The sequence below is a fragment of the Paroceanicella profunda genome (assembly GCF_005887635.2).
In the GTDB taxonomy this organism is placed as follows: domain Bacteria; phylum Pseudomonadota; class Alphaproteobacteria; order Rhodobacterales; family Rhodobacteraceae; genus Paroceanicella; species Paroceanicella profunda.
The window spans coordinates 3,691,381-3,712,119 of the sequence record NZ_CP040818.1 but is presented as its reverse complement, the minus strand read 5'-3'; the positions used below and the strand labels follow the sequence as shown (position 1 = coordinate 3,712,119).

The following is a 20,739-nucleotide window of genomic DNA, read 5'->3' as shown; positions in this document are numbered from 1 at the left end:
CGGAGCGGGCGCCGGAATGCGGGGCGGGCGCGCGGCCGGGCCCCCGCCTCATTTCAGCAGCGGGCCGGTATGCTCCAGATAGGCCGGGTCGAACTGCGCCAGCCCCACCAGCCGGTCATGGTCGAGGAAGGTCACACGGCCGTCGCGGAAGGTGACGAGGCCGTCCTCGCGCAGCTTGCGCAGCACCCGGTTCACGTGCACCGCGCTCAGCCCCAGCGCATCGGCCAGATGGTATTGCGTGAGGGGGCAGTCATAGCCCGCCCGGCTGCCCATGCCCACCAGCGTGAGGCGGGCGCCCAGTTCCAGCAGGAAATGCGCCATGCGCTGTTCCGCGTCGCGCCGGCCGATGCCGACCAGATGCTCGACGACCATCGCCTCATCGCGCGAGGCCATCCAGAGGATGGCCATGGCCAGCCGCGGCGTGTCCGAGAAGGCCTCCAGAAGGTCCTCGATCAGCACTTCCGCGGCCTGGATGCTCACGATCGGCTCGACACTGTGGTCCGACGTGTGCAGCAGGATGCTGCGCAGGCCGAGGAAATCCCCCGGAATCTGGAAATCGACGATCTGGCGCGTGCCGTCCGGCTGGACCTTGTAGGAACACACCCAGCCCTCCGCCAGGATGTAGGCGGCCTGTTCGGACTGCCCCTGCTGGACGAGATCGCGCCCGGGCACGAAGGCGCGCTTGCGGCGGTGCAGGCGGTCGAGCACGGCGAGTTCCGGACCGGAGAAGGCCACGAAGGCGCGGAGCTTGCGCGTGAGAGGGCTGGTTTCGATGCTGGACAATGGCCCCTCCGGAGCGCCGTGACAGGGTTCGGAACGCGGTGTCGGCGGGACTGCTCTGCATCAGTCCTGGGTGCCGGAAGTCCTGCTATGCTGCGAAAGCGTGTCGGGCCGCTGCCCGGATGCCATGCCGCCTCCCGGGGGAGGACCCGCACCGTGCCCGAACAGGGATGCCGGCCCTCGCCACGTGCGACGCGCCGCTCACGGCGAGAACCGATTGCAGGCGTCGTCCCGATCAGGGGACCGCCGGCCCGCAGCGCGCTGCCGGGGCGACACAGGAGCGCGTCACCGACCCGCGGCACGCACGGATCAGCCGGGCCGCGGCCGGCCTGATCATCCCCTGCGGAAACCCGGTGCGCAGACCGCAAGGCCGGGCGGGGGCAGACGGAAACCCAGGGTTGCCGAGCCAGGGACCCCCCGATCCCGCCCGTAAAACACAAGACATCGGGAATTGTCCCGAAATCATCTTCAGTATTTGATATTTATAGCAGTTTATCAAATTGCAATGCCACGCATTTTTTTCGAGAGAGCTTCGCAACATTATTCTTGCGCCGGCATTGCCGCGACGTGGCATCGTCGCCATCTGCAGTGCACTGGCACTCGGTTCCCATGAGTGCCAACCCCGCATCACGACATCGCCACGCAGCTGTGCCAAGCCGCTTTTGACGTCTCGAAAAGGAGCGTTTCCGTGCCTTTCACCCCACTCCACGACCGGGTTCTCGTCCGCCGCATCGAAGCCGATGCGAAAACCACGGGCGGGCTGATCATTCCCGACAGCGCGAAGGAAAAGCCGCAGGAGGGCGAGGTCGTCTCCGTGGGCGCCGGCGCGACCGGCGAGGACGGAGACCGGATCGCCATGGACGTCAAGGCCGGTGACCGGATCCTGTTCGGCAAGTGGTCCGGCTCCGAGATCCGGCTCGATGGCGAGGAGCTCCTGATCATGAAGGAGAGCGACATCCTCGGCATCATGGCCTGATCCCGTCGCCCGGCCGATCATTCACTTACAGGAGCGCTCCACATGTCCGCCAAAGACGTCAAGTTCAGCACAGATGCCCGTGACCGCATGCTCAAGGGCATCAACACGCTGGCCAATGCCGTGAAGATCACCCTCGGCCCCAAGGGTCGCAACGTGGTGCTCGACAAGTCCTACGGCGCACCGCGCATCACCAAGGACGGCGTGACCGTCGCCAGGGAGATCGAGCTCTCCGACCCGTTCGAGAACATGGGCGCCCGGATGGTCCGCGAGGTTGCCTCGCGCACCAATGACGAAGCCGGAGACGGCACCACGACCGCGACCGTCCTGGCCCAGGCGATCGTGCGCGAGGGCATGAAGGCGGTTGCCGCAGGCATGAACCCGATGGACGTGAAGCGCGGCATCGACAAGGCCGTGACGGCGGTGATCGCCGAGGTGCGGGCAATGTCCCGCCCGGTCGGCGACACGGACGAGATCGCCAAGGTCGGCACCATCTCCGCGAACGGGGAGGCGGCCATCGGCCGCCAGATCGCCGATGCGATGGCCAAGGTCGGCAACGAGGGTGTCATCACCGTCGAGGAGAACAAGGGGCTGGAGACCGAGACCGAAGTGGTCGAGGGCATGCAGTTCGACCGTGGCTATCTCAGCCCGTATTTCGTGACCAACGCGCAGAAGATGATCGTGGAGCTGGAGGATTGCGTGATCCTGCTGCACGAGAAGAAGCTCTCCTCGCTGCAGGCCATGGTGCCGCTGCTGGAGGCGGTGATCCAGGCTGACAAGCAGCTGCTGATCGTGGCCGAGGACATCGAGGGCGAGGCGCTCGCGACCCTCGTGGTCAACAAGCTGCGCGGCGGGCTGAAGGTCGCGGCCGTGAAGGCCCCCGGGTTCGGGGATCGCCGCAAGGCGATGATGGAGGATCTCGCGGTGCTCACCGGCGGTCAGCTCATCTCCGCCGATCTGGGCACCAAGCTGGAGAATGTCACGATGGACATGCTCGGCTCGGCGAAGAAGATCGCCATCTCCAAGGACACGACCACCGTCATCGACGGCGCGGGCGAGAAGCAGGCGATCGCCTCGCGCGTCGCCCAGATCCGCGCGCAGATCGAGGAGACCACCTCCGATTACGACCGCGAGAAGCTGCAGGAGCGGCTGGCCCGGCTGGCCGGCGGCATTGCGGTGATCCGGGTGGGTGGCAACACCGAGGTCGAGGTGAAGGAGCGCAAGGACCGTGTCGACGATGCGCTGAACGCCACTCGCGCCGCGGTGCAGGAGGGTGTCGTGCCCGGTGGCGGCGTGGCGCTGGTGCAGGCGGGCCGCGTGCTCGCCGAGCTGCGCGGGCTGAATGCCGACCAGGACGCCGGCATCAAGATCGTGCGCCGCGCCATCCAGGCCCCGCTGCGCCAGATCGCCGACAATGCCGGGGTGGACGGCTCCGTCGTCGCCGGCAAGGTGACCGAGAGCATGGATGCGAATTTCGGCTTCGACGCGCAGACGGAGACCTATGTCGACATGCTGCGGGCCGGCATCATCGACCCGACCAAGGTGGTGCGCATCGCGCTGGAGGATGCGGCGTCGGTGGCCGGCCTGCTGATCACCACCGAGGTGATGATCGCCGACCGCCCCGAGAAGGCCGCGGCCGGCCGTGGCGCGGACATGGATGGCATGGGCGGCATGATGTAAGCCGGGCGCCCGTTCCGGGGCGGCCCCTCCAGGCACGCCCGGAGCACCGCCGCCCTCCCGACCCCCCTCAACATTCGGAGACGTCACCATGTCGAAGGACGACAAGAAGCGCGGCAGCCGCGAGGCGAAGAAGCCGAAGAAGATCAAGGAAAAGGTGTCGGCCACAGCCGATTTCACCAAGGGCAAGCCGCCGCTCAACATCGGCGACAAGAAGAAGAAATGAGGCGTGTTCCCGGCGGATGCCTGCCCCGGTGACGCCTGCAGGATGCTGCACGGCCGGATGCTCCCGCCGGTGACGCCTGCGCGATCCTGCCCGGCCGGGTGCCTGCCCCGGTGACGCCTGCGCGATCCTGCACGGCCGGATGCTCCCGCCGGTGACGCCTGAATGATCCTGCCCGGCCGGATGCCTCTCCGGCCGGGCTTTCGCGTCTCCGCGCTCGGCGCGGGCGTGCCGGGGCCATGGGACCTTGATCGTAGGCCCCGGGCCGGCGCGGGCGATTGTCCGCCGTGGCGAGACGCGCTACACTTTCCCCATCACGGGAGGTGGCGATGCGCGGGTTTCTCATGAGTGCGGTGCTGTGTCTGGGAGCGGTTCTGGCCGGGCCGGGCCAGGCCCTGACCCTCGGGATCATGCCCATCAAGCTGCTCGACACCTCCGGGGAGGGCACCGACCAGGCCGCCGTGCACGGCGCGCGGATCGACGCGATGGGCGACGCCCTTGGGCGCGACCTCGCGGCCCGCTACGGCGAGACGCTGCTGATCGCCCCGCGTGACGTGAGCACCGGCTGCCCCACGGAAGACGCGCAATGCCTCATCGACGTGGCCGCTGCCGCGGGCGCCGACCAGGCGCTGTTCATGGTGGTGGTCAAGACCTCCGAACTCATCATGCAGATGTATGTCCAGATCGTCGACGTGCCCCGGCGCGCCGTGGTGCAGAAGCGCGAGCTGAACTTCCGCGGTGACACGGATGAGAGCTGGCGGCGCGCCGGGCAGTTCCTGGTCGACAATCTCCGGACCCCCTGACCGCGCCATCCCCGGCTGGCGGCCCCGCCCGGCACGCCCGCGCGGGCCCTTGCGTTCGCGCGCCCGGCAAGGCTGCCTTCTTCGGAGCCCGGAGCCCGGAGCCCGGAGCCCGGAGCCCGGAGCCCGGAGCCCGGAGCCCGGAGCCCGGAGCCCGGAGCCCGGAGCCCGGAGCCCGGAGCCCGGAGCCCGGAGCCCGGAGCCCGGAGCCCGGAGCCCGGAGCCCGGAGCCCGGAGCCCGGAGCCCGGAGCCCGGAGCCCGGAGCCCGGAGCCCGGAGCCCGGAGCCCGGAGCCCGGAGCCCGGAGCCCGGAGCCCGGAGCCCGGAGCCCGGAGCCCGGAGCCCGGAGCCCGGAGCCCGGAGCCCGGAGCCCGGAGCCCAAGGCGCAGCGACAGGGACCGCGCTCCGGGTTCAGGAACAGGGACACAAGGACGGGCGGCGCCTGGCCGGCGACGGCGGTCCGTCCGGCACCCGGGGGGGAGCCGCAGGCCCGCCCGGCCTTGACCTTGGCGCGGCCTTCATCGAACCTCCGCCGGCCAACAGCGAGAGAGGCTCCCATGACTGACCCGATCGACCCCCAGCACCTCGACCGTCTTGCGGAGGTCGCCGTGAAAGTGGGGCTGAACCTGCAACCCGGGCAGGACCTGATCCTGACCGCCCCGATCGAGGCATTGCCGCTGGTGCGCCGGGTGGCCGCGGCCGCCTACCGCGCCGGTGCCGGGCTGGTGACGCCGATCTTCTCCGACGGGGACCTCACCCTGGCGCGCTACCGCAATGCCTCGGACGCGAGCTTCGACCGCGCGGCGGACTGGCTCTACGAGGGCATGGCCCGGGCCTATGACGCCGGCGCCGCGCGCATGGCCATCGTGGGGGATGACCCGATGCTGCTCTCCGAGGAGGACCAGGACAAGGTCTCGCGCGCCGGCAAGGCGAATTCCATCGCCTACCGCCCGGCCCTGGAGAAGATCGCCAATTTCGACATCAACTGGACCATCGCCTCCTATCCCGGCGCGGCCTGGGCCGGGCGGATGTTCCCGGACCTGCCGGAAGCGGAGGCCGTCGCGAAGCTCACCGCCGCGATCTTCGCCGCATCGCGCGTGACGGAAGGAGACCCGGTGGCCGCCTGGCAGGCGCACAATGCCGCCCTGCGCACCCGCACGCAGTGGCTCAACGGCCAGCGCTTCGCCGCCCTCCACTACACCGGCGCGGGGGCGGACCTCACCGTCGGGCTCGCCGACGGGCATGAGTGGCACGGCGGCGCGTCCGAGGCGCGCAACGGCGTGGTCTGCAATCCCAACATCCCCACCGAGGAGGTGTTCACCACGCCCCATGCCGCCCGGGTGGAGGGCGTCGTGCGCGCCACCAAGCCGCTCTCGCACCAGGGCAGCCTGATCGAGGGCATCGAGGTGCGCTTCGAGGGCGGGCGCATCACCGAGGCCCGCGCCAGCCGGGGCGAGGCGGTGCTGCTGAAGCTGCTGGACACCGACGAGGGCGCGCGCCGGCTGGGGGAGGTGGCACTCGTGCCGCATTCCTCGCCGATCTCCGCCTCCGGGCTGCTGTTCTACAACACCCTGTTCGACGAGAACGCCTCCTGCCACATCGCGCTGGGCCAGTGCTATTCCAAGTGCTTCCTGAACGGCGCCACCCTCTCGCAGGAGGAGATTGCCGCGCGGGGCGGCAACGCCAGCATGATCCATGTGGACTGGATGATCGGCGGGCCGGAGACCGACATCGACGGCATCACCGCCGATGGCACCCGGGTTCCGGTGTTCCGCAAGGGCGAATGGGCAGAGTGACGCACGCGTTGCGGACGCCGGGCCACCGTCGCAACGGCGGTTCCGGGTGCGATGCCGGGCGCTCCACGGGGCTGCCGATACGGCGGCGCCCGGGGTGACGGGATGCGCCGGGCTTCAGGCCCGGCACATGTGCCCGCCCGGTTGACCTGCCAGGCCTTCCGGCATGGCGGGGCCCGGTGGTGCAGCGGATCTGAACAGAACGCCGTTCCCGGCCGGTGAGCCTCGTCAGGCCCGGCCTCCGTGCCCGGCCCATGCGGCACGTCACGTCCGGCCCCCCAATGCGCGGCTCGCGTGGCGCGTCAGGTCCGGCCCCCGCGCCGGGCCCGCGGGGCAGGCCGGCTCCGGATTCGTGCCGGGCCCACGGGGCACGCGGGCTCCGGTTTCGTGTCAGGCCGGTGCGGCCGCCGGGCTTCTGGCGCTCTGCGCGGCGGGTGGGGCGGGTCCCGACGCCAGTCAGGGCTGGTGCGTTTCGGGCTGATGTGTCGGCACCGGCCGGTGTCACATGCATTGTCCGCGACCCTGCCAGGGCGATCCGCCCGGCTCACGCGCCGCGGTCGGACTGGGCCGCGGAGCCGTGGAATTCGCCGCACCGGGGCTGGCCATCGGGCGGGGCGGTTCAGGGCGCCGCGCGCTCGCGCAGCGCATCGAGGAACAGCTCGAAATGCTGCTTGGCGAGCACCGCGGCCACGGAGGCCGCGGTATCGTGCGAGGTGATCAGCGACAGGGTCAGCGCCGGCAGCACTCCGGCGCGGAAGGGCAGGGCGACGATGCCCGGCCCCGGCGGCCCCGCCGCGGCGGGGCACAGCGCGATCATCCCGTGGCCGCAGCCCTCGCGCACCAGCTCGCGCATCAGCTCCGGACTGTTGGAGGTGAGCGCGGGCGTGATCGACAGCCCCGCGCGCGCCGCGGCGATGTCGAGCATGTCGCGCAGGTGGCTGCTCGCGTCCGGCACGATGCTGGGGCGGGAGAAGAAACGCTCCAGCGTGGTGCTGCGCCGCCCGGACCCGTCATCCGGCATCAGCGCGTAGGGCTGGAAGCCGATGTCGCGCGCCACGGCCACGCCGGGCAGCGGCCGCGGGCTGAAGGTGAGGCCGAAGTCGGCCTGGCCGTCGATCACCATCTGCCGCACCCGCTCGGACTCCCCCACGCTCACCTTCAGCGTGATCTGCGGGCTCTCGCGCGCGAAGGCGGCCAGTGCCTGGGGCAGCAGCCCGAACACGGCCTCCTGCGCGGCCGCGATGCGCACCTCGCCCCGCCGCAGGCCGCGCAGTTCCTCGATCTCGATGCCGATCAGCCGCAGGTCCTTCTGCCAGTTGCGCACCCGGTACATCAGCAGCTCGCCGGCGGAGGTGAGCCTGACGCCGCGCGGGTGACGCTCGAACAGGGCCACGCCCATTTCCTGCTCCGCGCGCAGCAGCTGCTTGTCGATCGCGGAGGGCGAGACATGCAGTTTCTCCGCCGCCCGGCGAATCGAGCCCAGCCGGACAATCTCGTCCAGGTAGTTGGTAAATCGGGAGAAAAGCACGCGTTTCATCGGCGCTCCGGGGCTGGACGGCAGGAGAGGTGCCAGCTTCGGACAGGGGTGAAAAAAATTCAACACCGTGTTGGATTCTTGACGTTTGCAGCCCGCGCGCGACCGGGGCAAACGGGTGAGGCTCCCCGGCGCGCCAGGCCGGGGGCCGGTGATGCAGGAGACGGAATGCGCCAGATCGCGCCGGAGACATACACGGTGAGCGTGGCCGGGCACCGGATCGACCTCCCGGTGCTGGAGTTGGACGACCAGCGCGCGATCGCGCTGCTGATGGTCATCGACATGGGACTGCGCTTCGGCGAGATGGTCGGGCGCGAGATCGCGGCGCTCTGCGCGCCGCTCCGGCCGGACATCGTCGTGGGCTCGGCCACGCTGGGCATTCCCGTGGCCATGGAAGTGTCGCGGCATCTGGGCCTCGACCAGTATGTCATCCTGCAGAAATCGCCGAAGTTCCACCTTGCCGACGCGCTGGTCGAGCCGGTTCGCTCGATCACCACCAACATGCCCCAGAAGCTGCTGCTGGACCGCCGGCAGATCGCCCGCCTGCAGGGGCGGCGGGTGGTGGTGGTCGATGACGTAATCGCCACCGGCGCCAGCATGGCCGCCTCGATGCGCCTGGTGCGCCGGGCCGGCGCAGAGGTGCTGGCCGCGCTGTCGATCCTCACCGAGGGCCAGTCCTGGCGCGAGGCGATGGGGCCGGACGCGGCCCTCGTGCGCAGTCTCGGGCAGATCCCGCATTTCCGGATCGAGGGCGGCGTGGCCCGTCCCGACCCGGACAGCCTCGCCCCGGTGGCGCCGGAACGGCGTGCCCTGCGCACGGGCTGACGACGAGGCGCTCCGCGACGCCCCGGCGCCGCGGGACGCGACATGCCTGCGCCAGGGTGCCTGGCGCGTCCGCGGCGTGACGTTCGGCGCGCCCGCCTCTCGCGATGCGGGCCGCCTCTCGCCGGGTTGCCTGACGCGCCTGCGGCGGGTTGGCTGACGCGCCTGCGGCGCGATGCGCGACACGCCTGCGTTGCCGGGCGCGACATGCCCGCGTCGCCGAAGGTGGCGCAGGCCCGTCGCGGAACGCGACCAGTCTTCGCGGTGGAACGCGACCAGTCTTCGCGGCGGGACGCGACGCGCCCTTGCAGCGCGACGCGACACGCCTTCGCCGCGGCACCGGGGTCCTGGGGAGGAGGCCCGGCCGCGGACAGACCACGCCTTCGATCCGTCGCCGCAAGGGCCCGGGTCGCGGCCGCAACGTCGGCCAGTCCATCACACCAACAGGGAAACCGACCATGACAAGCACCACATCCTCCCCCGACAGCGGCACCACCCTCTTCCCGCTCGTGCTCTCCATCGTCGCCGCGGCGGCCACGGGGGTGCTCTGGGCCTATGCCAACCCGATCCAGCTCGTTCCCGGCGTCATCCAGTGGCGGATCTTCGCCTTCCTGCCGCCGCTGGTGGGCATCCTGCTCGGCTGGCGCTCGGGCTTCATCTGCGGCTATCTCGGCACCATCGTGTGGTCGCTGTTCGCGGGCACCTTCATCCCGGCGCATTCGCTGCTGGTCGACGGCATCATGGTCGGGCTCACCGGGCTGGTTCCGGGGCTGATGTTCGTGCCGGGCCGCACGAGCGTCGATCGCAACGCGCTGCTGCGCATCGCGCTGGTCTGCCTCGTGGTCGGGCTGGTGATGGTGGTGGCGGTCTCGGCCAGCCTCGCCTTCCTCGGCATCTTCCCGTTCTGGTGGGCGGTGGGCTACCTCGGCCTGTCCGACATCGTCCCGATGCTGATCGGAACGCCGCTGCTGGTGGTGCCGGCGCAGAAGATCCTCGCCAGCGCCCACCCGGCCGGCTTCAAGCGCTTCTGATCGGACGGACATGCCCCTTCTGACTGCCGAGTCCCTCACGCTGGGCTTCCGGGAGGGCGCGCCCGCGCTCTCCGGCATCGACATCGTCCTGCACCGGGGAGAGCGACGGCTGATCTGCGGTGCCACGGGCAGCGGGAAGACCACCCTGCTGTCCGCGCTCGCGGGGGTGATCCCGCGGATCGGGTCCATCCCGGTCTTCTCGGGTCGGGTGTGCCTGCAGGGCAGGGACATCGCGGGCATCCCGCGTGACGAGCTGTTCTCGCGCACCGGCTACGTGGCCCAGGCCGTCGAGGACCAGCTCTGGGACCTCGGCGTGGAGGACATCATCGCCTTCCCGATGGAGAACCGCGCCCTGCCGCGCGCCGAGATCCGCGCCCGGGTGCGCGCGCTGATGGAGGACCTGGAGCTGGTGCCGCTGGCCGGGCGCCGGGTGCTCACCCTCTCGGGCGGCGAGCGGCGCATGGTGGTGCTGGCCGCGGCGCTGGCCTCGCGCCCGGAGCTGCTGATCCTCGACGAGCCCACCACCGGGCTGGACCCCGCCGCCCGCGGCCGCCTCTGCGCCGCGCTGGACTGGGCCACCTGCGAGGGCCGCGGGCTGATCGTCGCCGAGCAGGACCCGGCGCATCTCAGCGCCGTCACCGAGAGCGTGTCGCTGATCCGCGGCGGCGGGCTGAGCGCGCCGGTGCAGGCCGCCTCCCTGATGGGGGAGCCCGCGGTCTGGCGCGAGGCCGGCCTGCTCGCGCCCGGGCGGCAGCGCCCGGTGCGCCCCGCCGCCCCTCCGGGGCGCGACCTTCTGCGCCTGCGCGGGCTGATCACGCAGCTGGCCCGCGCCGACGGCACGCCGGTGCTCGACGGGCTGGACCTCACGCTGCGCGGCGGCGAGGTGCTGGGCGTGATCGGGCGCAACGGCGCCGGCAAGACCACGCTGATGAAGGCGATCCTCGGGCTGATGCCGGCCGCCGGCGGCACGCTGGAGATCGAGGGCGCGCGCGCCGAGCGCTGGACAACCGCGCGCCGCGCCACGCGCCTGGCCTACGTGCCGCAGACGATGCGGCAGATTCTGTTCCACATGACGGTGATCGAGGAGGTCGTCTTCGCCATCCGCATGGGGCGCACCGGGGAGGAGGACGCGGCCCGCACCCGGGCGCAGGAGACGCTGGAGCGCTATGGGCTGGGCGGGCTGGCGCAGGCCAATCCCTTCGCGCTGTCGGCCCGCCAGCAGGGCCAGCTCGGCCTGGCCTGCGCCGATGCGACCGGCGCGCCGGTGGCCATCATCGACGAGCCGCTGCTGGCGCGCGACCTGCAGGGGCGCCACCTGCTCGAGACCTTCCTCGAGCGGATGACCCTCACCGACCGCGCGGTGATGCTGATCTCCCATGATCTCGAACTGGTCGACGATGTCGCCACCCGCCTGGCCGTGGTGGCCGGCGGCACCATCGCCTTCGACGGGGCGCTCGCGGAGGGATGGGCCAGCCCGGCCTTCCGCGCCCTGGGCTGGGGCGCGCCCTGTGGCATCGGACGGGAGGGCGCCGCATGGGCCGGCTGCATGACGTGAACTTCTTCGTGAAGCTGGCCATTGCCTTCGTGCTCACCGGGGGGGCCTGGCTGCTGCCGCACTGGCACTGGAGCCTGCCGTTCGCGCTGCTGTGCGTGGCCGGGCTGTGGCTGGCGCGGGTGCCGCGGCTGGGGGGCTACCTCAAGGGCGCCGCGCTGCTCACCGGCATGGTGATCGTGAGCTGGCTGGTGAACCTGCTGGCGCAGGGCATGGACCTCGGCGACGCGGCCGGCACCGCGACGCGCATGGCGGCACGGCTGGTGTCGACCACCGCTGCCTTCTACTTCGTGATGGAGACCAGCACGCCCGGCGCTATTCTCGCGGCCTGCAGCGCGGCGCGCCTGCCCCCGGTGGTGACGCTGGTGTTCTCGCTCACCTTCGGCATCATCCCGATGCTGCGCGACGAGTTCGAGCGCATCGCCGACGCCCAGCGCGCCCGCGGCATGGAGATCGACGACGTGGGCTTCCTGCGCAAGCTGCGCTTCGCGCTGGCGCGCGGGGTGCCGCTGCTGGTGCAGGCCATCCGCACCGCCTACGCGATCTCCTTCTCGCTGTCGCTCTACGGCTTCGACCTGGGCCGCAAGCGCACCACATGGCGCGAGGTGGGCCTGATGGTGGAGCCGAGGATGAAATGGCCCGGGTGACAGGGCCTCACACCCCCCGAAACGCATTGCATGAAGAGGACTGAGGACATGGACGAGCAGCCCGCACGGCGGCAGACATGGTCGGTGGACGTGGCCGGTTTCGCACTGGACCTGCCCATCGTTCCGATCACTCCGGATTTCGCCATCTCGCTGATGATGGTGATCGATCTCGGGGTGCGTTTCGGTGAGCACGCGGGCCGCGAACTGGCCCGCAAGATCGCGCCGCTGGAACCGGAGATCATCGTGGGCCCGGCCACGCTGGGCATTCCCGTGGCGATCGAGACCACCCGGTCGCTGGGGCTGGACCAGTACGTGGTGCTGCAGAAATCGCCCAAGCTGCACCTTGCCGACGCGCTGGAGCAGAAGCTCACCTCGATCACCTCGAAGGGCGAGCAGCGCCTGCTGCTGGACCGCGAGGCAATCCCGCTCGTCGCCGGCCGGCGCGTGGTGGTGGTCGACGACGTGGTGGCCTCCGGCGGCAGCCTGAAGGCGGCGCTGGACCTGGTGCGCCGGGCAGGCGGCAACGTGGTCGGCGCCGGGGTGATCCTCACCGAGGCGCAGGACTGGCGCACGATGCTGGGCCCCGATGCCGGGCTGCTGGTCTCCCTCGCGCATATCCCGCAGTTCGCGCCGGGCCCGGACGGGGCCTGGGAGCCGATTCCCGGAAGCTGAGGGCCGGCGGCGGGGCAGGGGCCGCGCCGGAGGGTCCACGCCGCCTGCCGCGACGGCCCTTGGGGGGCCGGCCCCCCAAGGGCCGGGTGATGTCACTTGCCAGGTGCTCGCGGCGTCCCCCGCCACGGGACAAGGCCCGGAGAGGGCCGGCGCCGTCCCCGGGCGTCACGCCGGCCGGGAGCCGCGCCGCCAGGCGACCCACCCGGGGCTCCCGCCTCCGGAAGGGCGGCTTGCCTCTCGCGCCAGAGGGGGCAGTCACTCGGGAGAATGCCGGTCGCCCTGTCTGAGCGGGGGGGGCGGAGAACGCCGAACCCGGAGAACAGCGCCTGCGGCTGCCGCGCTCCGGGGAGCCGCGCCCCGAGGGACGGTGAGAGCCCCTCTGCCCGCCGCGTGAGCGCGGGGAGAGACCGACCCGCTTCCCGGGACGACGGTCGCTTCCGCCCGGGGGCGCAGGCAGTCCCGCCTTCGCAAGGGGGGCGGCGGCGCGCCTAGTCCGGGATCATGCCGGCCACGATCCTGTCCGTTTCCCGCGGGCTTGCGGAGAGGCCCGCGGCCACGCCCCGGCGATCGGCCTCGGAGCGGTTCTGGCTCATCTTGCGCTTGCCCTCGATGCGCGAGATCGGCAGGCGCAGCCCGACGATGCCGCGCAGGTGGCTGGTCACGAAATCCGCCGGTGCGTCGCCCAGGCCCCAGGGTGCCGGCCGCCCGGCCTCGTGCCTGTCGGTGAGGCGCGAGACCACCGAGCGCAGCCGCTCCGGATCGTCGAAATACTCCGGCGTGCCGTGCACATGCACCGCCGCGTAGTTCCAGGTGGGCACCACCTTCCCGGTCTCCCGCTTGGTGGCATACCAGCCCGGGCTCACGTAGGCGTCCGGGCCCTGGAAGACCACCAGCGCGTCGCCCAGCACCTCCGCGCGCCAGTGCGGGTTGGCCCGGGCGAAATGACCGTAGAGCACGCCCGTCTCGCCCTCCTCCGCCTCCAGGAACAGCGGCAGCGCGGTGCATTGCGGGCCGTCGGCGTGGGCGGTGATGTAGCTGGCCAGCGGCACGGCGCGCAGGGCGGCGAAGATCTCGTTCCGGTCGTCAACGGCGAAGGCGGAAGGCGTGTACATGTGTGCTCCAATGACTGCGGGGCCGTGCGGCTTCCCGGCGTGCCGGGGGAGGGCCGTTCCCGCCCAGAGTGCAGGGATCGCGCGCCGGAGACAAGCCCGGCCGGGGGCGGGAACGCGGGGGGCTGGCAAGGCCCGCGGGCTGCAGCTCTGCGCTCCCGCCCGGCCCGGACGGGTCAGGCGCGCCGTCTCCGCCGGCCTTCCGCGCGCGTGAGCCGACGGGCCGCGGAGGCCGGGGTGACATGACAGTGGACACACGACCGGTGCGGGCCAGGGCGACGTCGGCGGGCTCCCGTGCGCATGGCCTGACGGGAGGGGTTCGCGAGGAACAGCCGGAGCGCGGGGGAGGACCGCGGACACGCGACGGAATGCTGGCGAGGCCGTGTCGGCGGCTCCCCGGCTCCCAGGATCTGCCCTGTGAAACAGGCATCGCGGTGTCAGGACGCCGGTCACGCGACAGGCGCGGGCAGGCTCCCCCGGGCACGCGCCGTTCCCGGGACATGCCGGGGAGACCGGCGCCGCGCGGTCATGACATCGGTCACGCGACAGGCGTGGGCGAGGGCCGTGGCGACGGGCCGCCCCGCCGGCGTGACCGGCCGAGAAGGCCCCCCGAAGGTCAGCCGAGGTTGAGGGTGCCGATGACGGTGGACACGCAATCCCCGCCGATGCGCACCTGGCCGTTCTCCAGCGTCACGCGGATCTGCCCGTCGCGGCCCATGCGGCTGCCTTGTGTGGCGAGATAGACGTGGTCCGGCGAAATGCGGCCCTGCGCCAGCCGGAAGGCCGCCACACTGCCGTTGCCGCTGCCGCAGACCGGGTCTTCCTCCACGCCGCCGGAGGGGGCGAAGGAGCGGACCTCGATCTCGGCCGCGGCACCCTCGGGGTGGCGCGCGTAGAGGGTGAATCCCGTCGCGCCGAGCTGGCGCTCCAGCGCCGCGAGCCGCTGGAACTGCGGCTCAAGCCCGAGCAGGCTGGCGGCGTCGGCCAGTTCCGCCACGACCCATCGCGGGCCGACATCCACGATCTCCGGCCAGGGCCCGCGCAGCAGGGGCGCCCCGAGACAGGCCTCCGCCTCCGCGATCTCGGCGTCGGTGAGGGGCTGGTGCCGGGCCGGAGGCAGGTCGAAGGCAAGGCTCCGCCGCGCATCGCCCTGCGTCACCGTGAGACGCACCAGCCCCACGGCGCATTCCTGGACCAGAACCCCGTCGCGCGGGCGCACACGCCCGGCCTGGAGCAGGGCATGGGCGGAGCCCAGGGTGGGGTGCCCGGCGAAGGGCAGCTCGCAGGACGGGGTGAAGATGCGCAGCCGGTAATCGGCCTCCGGGGCCTCCGGAGGCAGGCAGAAGGTGGTCTCCGACAGGTTGGTCCAGCGGGCAATCGCCTGCATCCGGGCGCTGTCCAGCCCGGTGCCGTCCAGCACCACGGCGACCGGATTGCCGAGAAACGGCCGCGCGCTGAACACGTCCACATAGCTGATCGGCGTCATGGCCCGATACTCCTCAGGGGAAGCTGCCGGGCGGGGCGCGCGCGGCGGTCTTCCGGAAGGGGGTGCGCGGCGCGGTGCCGGCGGCCCGTGAATGGTGGCCCGGGGGTGGGCGGCCGCGAGAATGCCCGCTCCGGGGCCGGTCTGGCAACCCTTCCCGGCGGGTGCTGCTCCCGGCCCCTCAGCCGGAGCCGGCCACGAAGGCGCGCAGGCGCGGGGTCATGAAATCGAGGAACAGCCGCAGGCGCTGGGGCATGTGCAGGCCGCCGAGGAAGACGGCGTGGATGTCCTCCGTGTCACGCCCGCAGCGCGGGAGCACCTCGACCAGTGCGCCGCTGGCGAGGTCGGCGCGCACGTGGAACTCCGCCAGCCGTCCGAGCCCGGCACCGGCCAGCGCGAGGCGGCGGATGGTGTCGCCGTTGTTGGCCAGCAGCGAGCCGCGCCCGACGCGCACCGTCTCGCGCACGCCCTCGCGCAGCTCCCACACCGGCCGGGCGCGGCGGAAGTTGAAGCCGAGGCAATTGTGCCGGTCGAGATCCTCGATGCGCTCGGGCGTGCCCCGGGCCGCGAGATATCCCGGCGCGGCGACGATCCGGCGCTCCGTGGCCCCCAGGCGCAGCGCGGTGAGGGCGGAATCCGCCAGCGGGCCGATGCGGAAGGCCACGTCCGTGCGGTCCAGATACAGGTCCACGATGTCGTCGGAGAGCGACAGGTCCACCCGGATGCCCGGGTGCCGCGCCCAGAAGGCGGGCAGCAGCGGCTCGATCCCGAGGCTTCCGAAGGCCACCGAGCTGCTCACCCGCACCGTGCCGCCGGCCTGTCCGGCATCGCGGGCCAGGCTGCCTTCCAGCGCGTCGATGTCCGCCAGGATGCCGGTGCAGCGCTCGAAATAATGCCGGCCCTCGCCGGTGAGGGCGAGCTTGCGGGTGGAGCGGTCCAGCAGCCGCAGCCCGAGCCGGTCCTCCATGCGCGCGACCAGCTTGCTCACCGTGGAGGGGGCCATGCGCAGCTGGCGCGCGGCGGCGGAGAAGCTTCCGCTCTCGACCACGCGCACGAAGACGCTCATCTCGCCGAACCTGTTGTCCATCCCTGCACTCCGCAGCGTTGCGCGAGGGTGCAGCATAGCGCCGTGGCGCGGCCGTGTCCGTGCCCGTGTCCGTCCCCGTGCTCACGCCCGTGAAACATCTTCACAGATGATGCGATGCGGCGGCGGATTATCGCGGCCGGGCGCGGGGCGCATATTCCCCGTTCCACTTTCCCTTCCTGCCTGAAACGGATCATCGACATGCCACTCGCCCTGCTAGCCCTGACCATCGCGGCCTATGCGATCGGGACCACGGAATTCGTGATCGTCGGCCTGTTGCCGACGGTCGCGGCCGATCTCGCCATCACCCTGCCGCGCGCCGGGCTGATCGTCAGCGTCTACGCGCTGGGCGTCACCTTCGGCGCGCCGGTGCTCACCGCGCTCACCGGCCGGCTGGGGCGCAAGCCACTGCTGCTCGGGCTGATGGCGCTGTTCATCCTCGGAAACGTCGCCGCGGCCCTGGCGCCGGGCTACGGGGTGCTGCTGGTGGCCCGGGTGCTCTCGGCCTTCGCGCATGGCGTGTTCTTTTCGGTGGGGGCGACCATCGCCGCCGACCTGGTGCCGGAGAACCGCCGCGGCTCGGCCATCGCGCTCATGTTCATGGGGCTCACCGTGGCCATCGTGACCGGGGTGCCGCTGGGCACGCTGATCGGGCAGAGCTTCGGCTGGCGGGCAACCTTCTGGGCCGTGGCGGGGCTGGGCGCGGTGGCGCTGGCCGCGATTGCCGTGCTGCTGCCCGGCAGCCTGCGCCGCGCGGCGCCGGCGTCGCTGCCCGACCAGATGCGGGTGCTCGGCTCCGGCCGGCTGCTGCTGGTCTATGCCATGACCGCGCTGGGCTATGGCGGCACCTTCGTGGCCTTCACCTTCCTCAGCCCGATCCTGCAGGAGATCACCGGCTTTCCCGAAGCTTCGGTGAGCCTGATCCTCGTGGTCTACGGCGTGGCGATCGCGCTGGGCAACCTGGCGGGCGGGCGCGTGGCGAACGCCAGCCCGGTGCGCGCGCTCAGCGTGCTGTTCCTGCTGCAGGCGGCGGTGCTGGTGCTGTTGAGCTTCACCGCGGTCTCCCCGGTGCTGGCCGTCATCACCCTGGCGGCGCTTGGCTTCCTGCAATTCGCCAACGTGCCGGGGCTGCAGCTCTATGTGGTGCAGCTCGCGCGCGACGTGCGCCCCGGAGCGGTGGATGTCGCCTCGGCGCTCAACATCGCCGCCTTCAACCTCGGGATCGCGCTGGGCGCCTGGCTGGGCGGGCGCGTGGTCGACAGCTCGCTCGGCCTCGCCGCCACGCCCTGGGTGGGCGGGGTGCTGGTGGCCGGGGCGCTGGGCCTCACCCTGTGGAGCGGCGCGCTGGACCGGCGCGGCGCGACCCGCCTGCGCACCGCCTGAGCCCTTCGCGCGTTCCCGCCCCACGGAGCCGCACCGCGCGAAGGCATTCACGGCCGGCCTCCGCTTCATCGCTGCCGCACCCGCAGAACGTCCTGGGACGGCGGCAGCCCGAACTGGCGCGCGTATTCCCGGCTGAATTGCGTGGGGCTTGCGTAGCCGACGCGGAAGGCCACTTCGGTCGCGTTTCCCGCGCCCCCGAGCAGCATGGCGCGGGCGTGAAGAAGGCGGACGTGCTTCTGATACTGCAGCGGGCTGAGCGCGGTTGCCGCCTTGAAGTGGCGGTGGAAGGCGGACAGGCTGAGCGACGCCATCTCGGCCAGCGCCTCGACGCGGATCGGGCTGCCGAAGTTCTCCCTGATCCACCGGATCGCCACCCCGATCCTCGACAGCGCCGTGCCCGGCATGGCGATGTCCCGCAGCATCCAGCCCATGGGGCCTTGCAGGACCCGGAACAGGATTTCGCGCTCAAAGGAGGGCGCGAGCGCGGCGATTTCCTCCGGCCGGTCCATCAGGCGCAGCATGCGCACCCAGGCGTCCAGCAGATCCGCCGTCACCGCCGCGACCGAGAAGGCCGGGCTGCAGAGCGGGCTTTCGGCAGGTTTGGGCATGTCTGCCAGCAAGGTGGCCACCACGGAAGGCTCGATCGTGAGGCTGACGGCGAGATAGGGTGCGCCGTCGCCGGAAGGGTGGACGGCGCCCACGGCGGGCAGGTCGACCGACATCACGAAATACGTCGCCGGATCGTAGCGCAGCGCCCGGTCGCCCACGGTCATCGTCTTGGACCCCGTCAGGATCAGATTGACCATCGGCTCGTAGACGGCGGCAAGCTGATGCTCGGGGATCACGCCCTGCACCATCGCCACGCGGGGGATCCCGGTTTCCGTCCGCCGGTTCCCGGCGCGTGCCGCCAGCGCACGCAGTTCGGCGAGGTGTGTTTCCATGCTCCCTCGCTTGCACGGATCGCCCTTTCGGGCAACGAAAAAGCAGAAATGGGCAAGAAGGGGGCAGGATCGGGTGAGCGGCGCCGGCGCCGTGGGGCTATCTCTGTCTCAGCGAGAGCGAAGGAGCACAGACATGAGCACCGTCATCATCACCGGCGCCAGCGCCGCCCGGCACCGCATGGGCGTCATCCTCACATGCAACAGCCATCCCGCCGCCGCTGGCGCCACGGAGATCGCGGCATTCGCGCCAACGCAATCGCACCGGGCCCCGTCAGCACGGATCCCGGCGGCGGCATGCTCGGGGAGTTCGAGGCGCTGCACGCCGGCCAGACAGCGCTCGACCGCCTCGGCGAGCCGGATGACGTCGGCTGCCTGATCGCCCGGCTTCCGGCGGACGACCATCGCCGGGTCAACGCGCAGACCATCGAGGCCTACAGGATCTGAAGGGAAACACCATGCTTGACCACATCTTCCTGACGGTAAGCGACACCGGGCGTTCGCTTGCCTTCTACGAACAGGTTCTTCCGGTTCTCGGCATCACCGCCCGGCTCGACCATGACGGCAAGGATGGTCCGGCCGGCCATCCGGACCTGAAGGGGTTCGGGGCGAAGGGGCGTATGTTCTTCTGGTTGCGACAGGGGGCCGCCGCGCCCGGTGCGGTTCATGTCGGGCTGGTCGCGACCTCGCAGGCGATGGTGGATGCCGCGCATGCCGCGGCGATGGCCGCCGGGGCAGGGGAGATCCACCCGCCCGGGCCGCAGCTTCATTACGATCCCCGCTATTACGCCGCGCAGATTCGCGACCCGGACGGCTATTCCCTCGAATTCGTGCACAAGAGCTGGCAGCACGAGGGACAGCAGCGATGACCGACCACCCCATGCGCGGCCTTGCCGACACGCTGATCGCAGCCTTCAATGCCGGCGACCCGGAGGCCGTTGCCGCGCTCTTCACGCCGCAGGCCGTGATCGACGATCCATCCACCGGCGAGCGCTTTGACGGATACCGCGGCATCCGCGATTACATCCTGCGGTTCTTTGTCGGCTATCACACCGTCACGCGGCTGCTCTCCATCGCTCCCCTGGCGGAGGGCCGCGCCGGGTTGCGCGTCGACTTCACGGGCGATTTCGGCCATGAGATCGGCCGGCTGGACCTCACGGTCGACGCAGATGGTCGCATCACGCGCATCGACGCGGATCTGGAACAGGCCCCGGCATGCCGCCTGCGCGACGGTGAAGGTGGTCCCGCGACGCCGGGACAGGCGCGCGCGGGAACCGGCATCGGGAAAGGATGATATGGACATCATCAATCACATCGAGATCGGCGTGGCCGACGTTGCGGCATCGCGGCGCTTCTACGAGGCCGTGCTGGCGCCACTGGGCCTGTCGCTGGTCGTCAGTGTCGATCCGGCGCGCACCGCGCGCGGCACGCCGCGCTACGGCTTCGGCCGCGACGGATATCCCGTCTTCTGGATCCATGGGGAGGAGGACACGGGCCGCCCCATCCACGTCGCCTTCACCGCCGTGACCCGCGCTCAGGTCGATGCGGTTCACGCGGCGGCGCTCGCCACCGGCGGCACCGACACTGGCGCGCCGGGCATTCGCGAACGCTACCACCCCCGCTATTACGCCGCCTTCGTTCTCGACCCCGATGGCAACAATCTCGAGGCGGTCTGCCAGAGCGCATGATCCGGGAGACCGGCCGGGCCTCTCGTCACGAAGGGGCGCCGGGCGCAACTGGACGCCCGGGCAGGCGCCTTGCCCGCCAGCTCCGCGCAGTTCACCAGCGTCTCCGGATCCCGTCCGGCACAGGCGAGGGAGGAAAGGTCGCGAAGGGTCGGCAGGATATGGTCGGTGATGGTGTCCGCGTGGTCAGGGGCGTGATCCCGGCGAACCCGGCGCTCCCAGCATCACGGCAATGGCGCGGGCGGCCGGATCGTCGGCCCGAATCCCTTCGGTGACCATGCAGCCGCGCTGCGTCTCGTGCAATGCCGCGCGGCGGCAGCGGGCGTGCCGAAGAGATCGCGACGGCCGTGCTGTTCCCGGCGTCAGGAGGCTCGGGCCTTGCCACAGGCGCCTACCTCGTCGCCGATGGCGGCATGGCACGGGCCTGATCCGGCAACCGATGTGCACAGCGCAAGATTCCCCGCGCGGTCCGGGGGGCTTGCCATCGCACGAGACGCAAGGCGCCCGGTACGAGAGCGTTCCGCCCGCCACCGCTGGTGCGCGACATGGCCTT

General features: G+C 71.5%; 22 protein-coding genes. 16 read left to right on the top strand and 6 right to left on the bottom strand.

Annotation, left to right across the window (positions count from 1 at the left end):
- Nucleotides 1-48: 48 nt before the first annotated feature.
- Nucleotides 49-783 (bottom strand): Crp/Fnr family transcriptional regulator, encoded by a 735-nt coding sequence (locus tag FDP22_RS16590; protein ID WP_138575402.1) that lies wholly within the window; start codon nt 781-783, stop codon nt 49-51.
- A 685-nt stretch (nt 784-1,468) separates the two neighbouring features.
- On the opposite strand from FDP22_RS16590, the gene FDP22_RS16585 reads away from it, so the two are divergent.
- The 6 genes from FDP22_RS16585 to FDP22_RS16565 all read left to right on the top strand — a co-directional run bounded on the left by FDP22_RS16585 (nt 1,469) and on the right by FDP22_RS16565 (nt 6,249).
- Nucleotides 1,469-1,756 carry a co-chaperone GroES gene (locus tag FDP22_RS16585; protein WP_138575400.1) on the top strand — a complete coding sequence of 96 codons (288 nt, stop codon included), beginning with the start codon at nt 1,469-1,471 and terminating at the stop codon, nt 1,754-1,756.
- A gap of 42 nt (nt 1,757-1,798) precedes the next feature.
- A complete protein-coding gene (groL, locus tag FDP22_RS16580) occupies nt 1,799-3,433 on the top strand; it encodes a chaperonin GroEL (RefSeq protein WP_138575398.1) in 1,635 nt (544 codons plus the stop codon).
- Nucleotides 3,434-3,521: 88 nt separating this feature from the next.
- Entirely contained in the window at nt 3,522-3,656 is a 135-nt protein-coding gene (locus FDP22_RS25190; RefSeq protein WP_277884138.1) for a hypothetical protein, read from the top strand.
- Nucleotides 3,657-3,982: 326 nt separating this feature from the next.
- A complete protein-coding gene (locus tag FDP22_RS16575) occupies nt 3,983-4,456 on the top strand; it encodes a DUF2380 domain-containing protein (RefSeq protein ID WP_138575396.1) in 474 nt (157 codons plus the stop codon).
- Nucleotides 4,401-5,018 (top strand): hypothetical protein, encoded by a 618-nt coding sequence (locus FDP22_RS25375; RefSeq protein ID WP_430225497.1) that lies wholly within the window; start codon nt 4,401-4,403, stop codon nt 5,016-5,018. Before FDP22_RS16575 ends, FDP22_RS25375 begins: the two co-directional genes overlap by 56 nt.
- Nucleotides 5,011-6,249, top strand: coding sequence for an aminopeptidase (locus tag FDP22_RS16565; protein WP_138575394.1), 1,239 nt, complete (start codon nt 5,011-5,013; stop codon nt 6,247-6,249). The genes FDP22_RS25375 and FDP22_RS16565 overlap by 8 nt, the downstream gene beginning before the upstream one ends.
- Nucleotides 6,250-6,865: 616 nt before the next feature.
- Here the strand turns inward: FDP22_RS16565 and FDP22_RS16560 are convergent.
- Nucleotides 6,866-7,783, bottom strand: a complete 918-nt coding sequence (locus FDP22_RS16560; protein ID WP_138575392.1) for a LysR family transcriptional regulator — start codon at nt 7,781-7,783, stop codon at nt 6,866-6,868.
- Between the two features lie 165 nt (nt 7,784-7,948).
- On the opposite strand from FDP22_RS16560, the gene FDP22_RS16555 reads away from it, so the two are divergent.
- The 5 genes from FDP22_RS16555 (at nt 7,949) to FDP22_RS16535 (ending at nt 12,504) form a co-directional block, all read left to right on the top strand.
- The gene (locus tag FDP22_RS16555) at nt 7,949-8,605 is read left to right on the top strand and encodes a phosphoribosyltransferase family protein (protein ID WP_138575390.1); all 657 of its coding nucleotides are present in this window, start codon (nt 7,949-7,951) and stop codon (nt 8,603-8,605) included.
- Between the two features lie 455 nt (nt 8,606-9,060).
- Complete coding sequence (locus tag FDP22_RS16550; protein WP_138575388.1) at nt 9,061-9,633, top strand: aminotriazole resistance protein; 573 nt, start codon at nt 9,061-9,063, stop codon at nt 9,631-9,633.
- 10 nt (nt 9,634-9,643) lie between these two features.
- The gene (locus FDP22_RS16545; protein WP_138575386.1) at nt 9,644-11,188 is read left to right on the top strand and encodes an ABC transporter ATP-binding protein; all 1,545 of its coding nucleotides are present in this window, start codon (nt 9,644-9,646) and stop codon (nt 11,186-11,188) included.
- Nucleotides 11,167-11,832, top strand: coding sequence for an energy-coupling factor transporter transmembrane component T family protein (locus FDP22_RS16540; protein WP_138575384.1), 666 nt, complete (start codon nt 11,167-11,169; stop codon nt 11,830-11,832). Before FDP22_RS16545 ends, FDP22_RS16540 begins: the two co-directional genes overlap by 22 nt.
- Nucleotides 11,833-11,862: 30 nt before the next feature.
- Nucleotides 11,863-12,504: a phosphoribosyltransferase family protein gene (locus FDP22_RS16535; RefSeq protein ID WP_239031808.1), complete on the top strand. Its 642-nt coding sequence runs from the start codon at nt 11,863-11,865 to the stop codon at nt 12,502-12,504.
- A gap of 488 nt (nt 12,505-12,992) precedes the next feature.
- Here the strand turns inward: FDP22_RS16535 and FDP22_RS16530 are convergent, their stop codons facing one another.
- From FDP22_RS16530 to FDP22_RS16520, 3 genes are all read right to left on the bottom strand, one after another.
- Nucleotides 12,993-13,616 carry an FMN-binding negative transcriptional regulator gene (locus tag FDP22_RS16530; RefSeq protein ID WP_138575382.1) on the bottom strand — a complete coding sequence of 208 codons (624 nt, stop codon included), beginning with the start codon at nt 13,614-13,616 and terminating at the stop codon, nt 12,993-12,995.
- Between the two features lie 613 nt (nt 13,617-14,229).
- The gene (locus FDP22_RS16525; RefSeq protein WP_138575380.1) at nt 14,230-15,099 is read right to left on the bottom strand and encodes a PhzF family phenazine biosynthesis protein; all 870 of its coding nucleotides are present in this window, start codon (nt 15,097-15,099) and stop codon (nt 14,230-14,232) included.
- A 178-nt stretch (nt 15,100-15,277) separates the two neighbouring features.
- On the bottom strand, nt 15,278-16,183 hold the full coding sequence (locus FDP22_RS16520) for a LysR family transcriptional regulator (protein ID WP_138575378.1): 906 nt from the start codon (nt 16,181-16,183) through the stop codon (nt 15,278-15,280).
- Between the two features lie 198 nt (nt 16,184-16,381).
- On the opposite strand from FDP22_RS16520, the gene FDP22_RS16515 reads away from it, so the two are divergent.
- Nucleotides 16,382-17,563 (top strand): MFS transporter, encoded by a 1,182-nt coding sequence (locus FDP22_RS16515; protein WP_138575376.1) that lies wholly within the window; start codon nt 16,382-16,384, stop codon nt 17,561-17,563.
- Nucleotides 17,564-17,628: 65 nt separating this feature from the next.
- On the opposite strand, the gene FDP22_RS16510 is transcribed toward FDP22_RS16515, so the two are convergent.
- On the bottom strand, nt 17,629-18,426 hold the full coding sequence (locus FDP22_RS16510; RefSeq protein ID WP_205910807.1) for an AraC family transcriptional regulator: 798 nt from the start codon (nt 18,424-18,426) through the stop codon (nt 17,629-17,631).
- A 273-nt stretch (nt 18,427-18,699) separates the two neighbouring features.
- Here FDP22_RS16510 and FDP22_RS24725 point away from each other — a divergent pair, with 273 nt between their 5' ends.
- Genes FDP22_RS24725 through FDP22_RS16490 form a run of 4 tightly spaced genes read left to right on the top strand, consistent with a single transcriptional unit; the run spans nt 18,700 to nt 20,189 of the window.
- Nucleotides 18,700-18,948: an SDR family oxidoreductase gene (locus tag FDP22_RS24725; RefSeq protein WP_205910806.1), complete on the top strand. Its 249-nt coding sequence runs from the start codon at nt 18,700-18,702 to the stop codon at nt 18,946-18,948.
- An 11-nt stretch (nt 18,949-18,959) separates the two neighbouring features.
- On the top strand, nt 18,960-19,370 hold the full coding sequence (locus FDP22_RS16500) for a VOC family protein (protein ID WP_138575370.1): 411 nt from the start codon (nt 18,960-18,962) through the stop codon (nt 19,368-19,370).
- On the top strand, nt 19,367-19,795 hold the full coding sequence (locus tag FDP22_RS16495; RefSeq protein ID WP_205910805.1) for a YybH family protein: 429 nt from the start codon (nt 19,367-19,369) through the stop codon (nt 19,793-19,795). Before FDP22_RS16500 ends, FDP22_RS16495 begins: the two co-directional genes overlap by 4 nt.
- 1 nt (nt 19,796) lies before the next feature.
- Nucleotides 19,797-20,189, top strand: coding sequence for a VOC family protein (locus tag FDP22_RS16490; protein ID WP_138575368.1), 393 nt, complete (start codon nt 19,797-19,799; stop codon nt 20,187-20,189).
- The last annotated feature ends 550 nt before the right edge of the window (nt 20,190-20,739 follow it).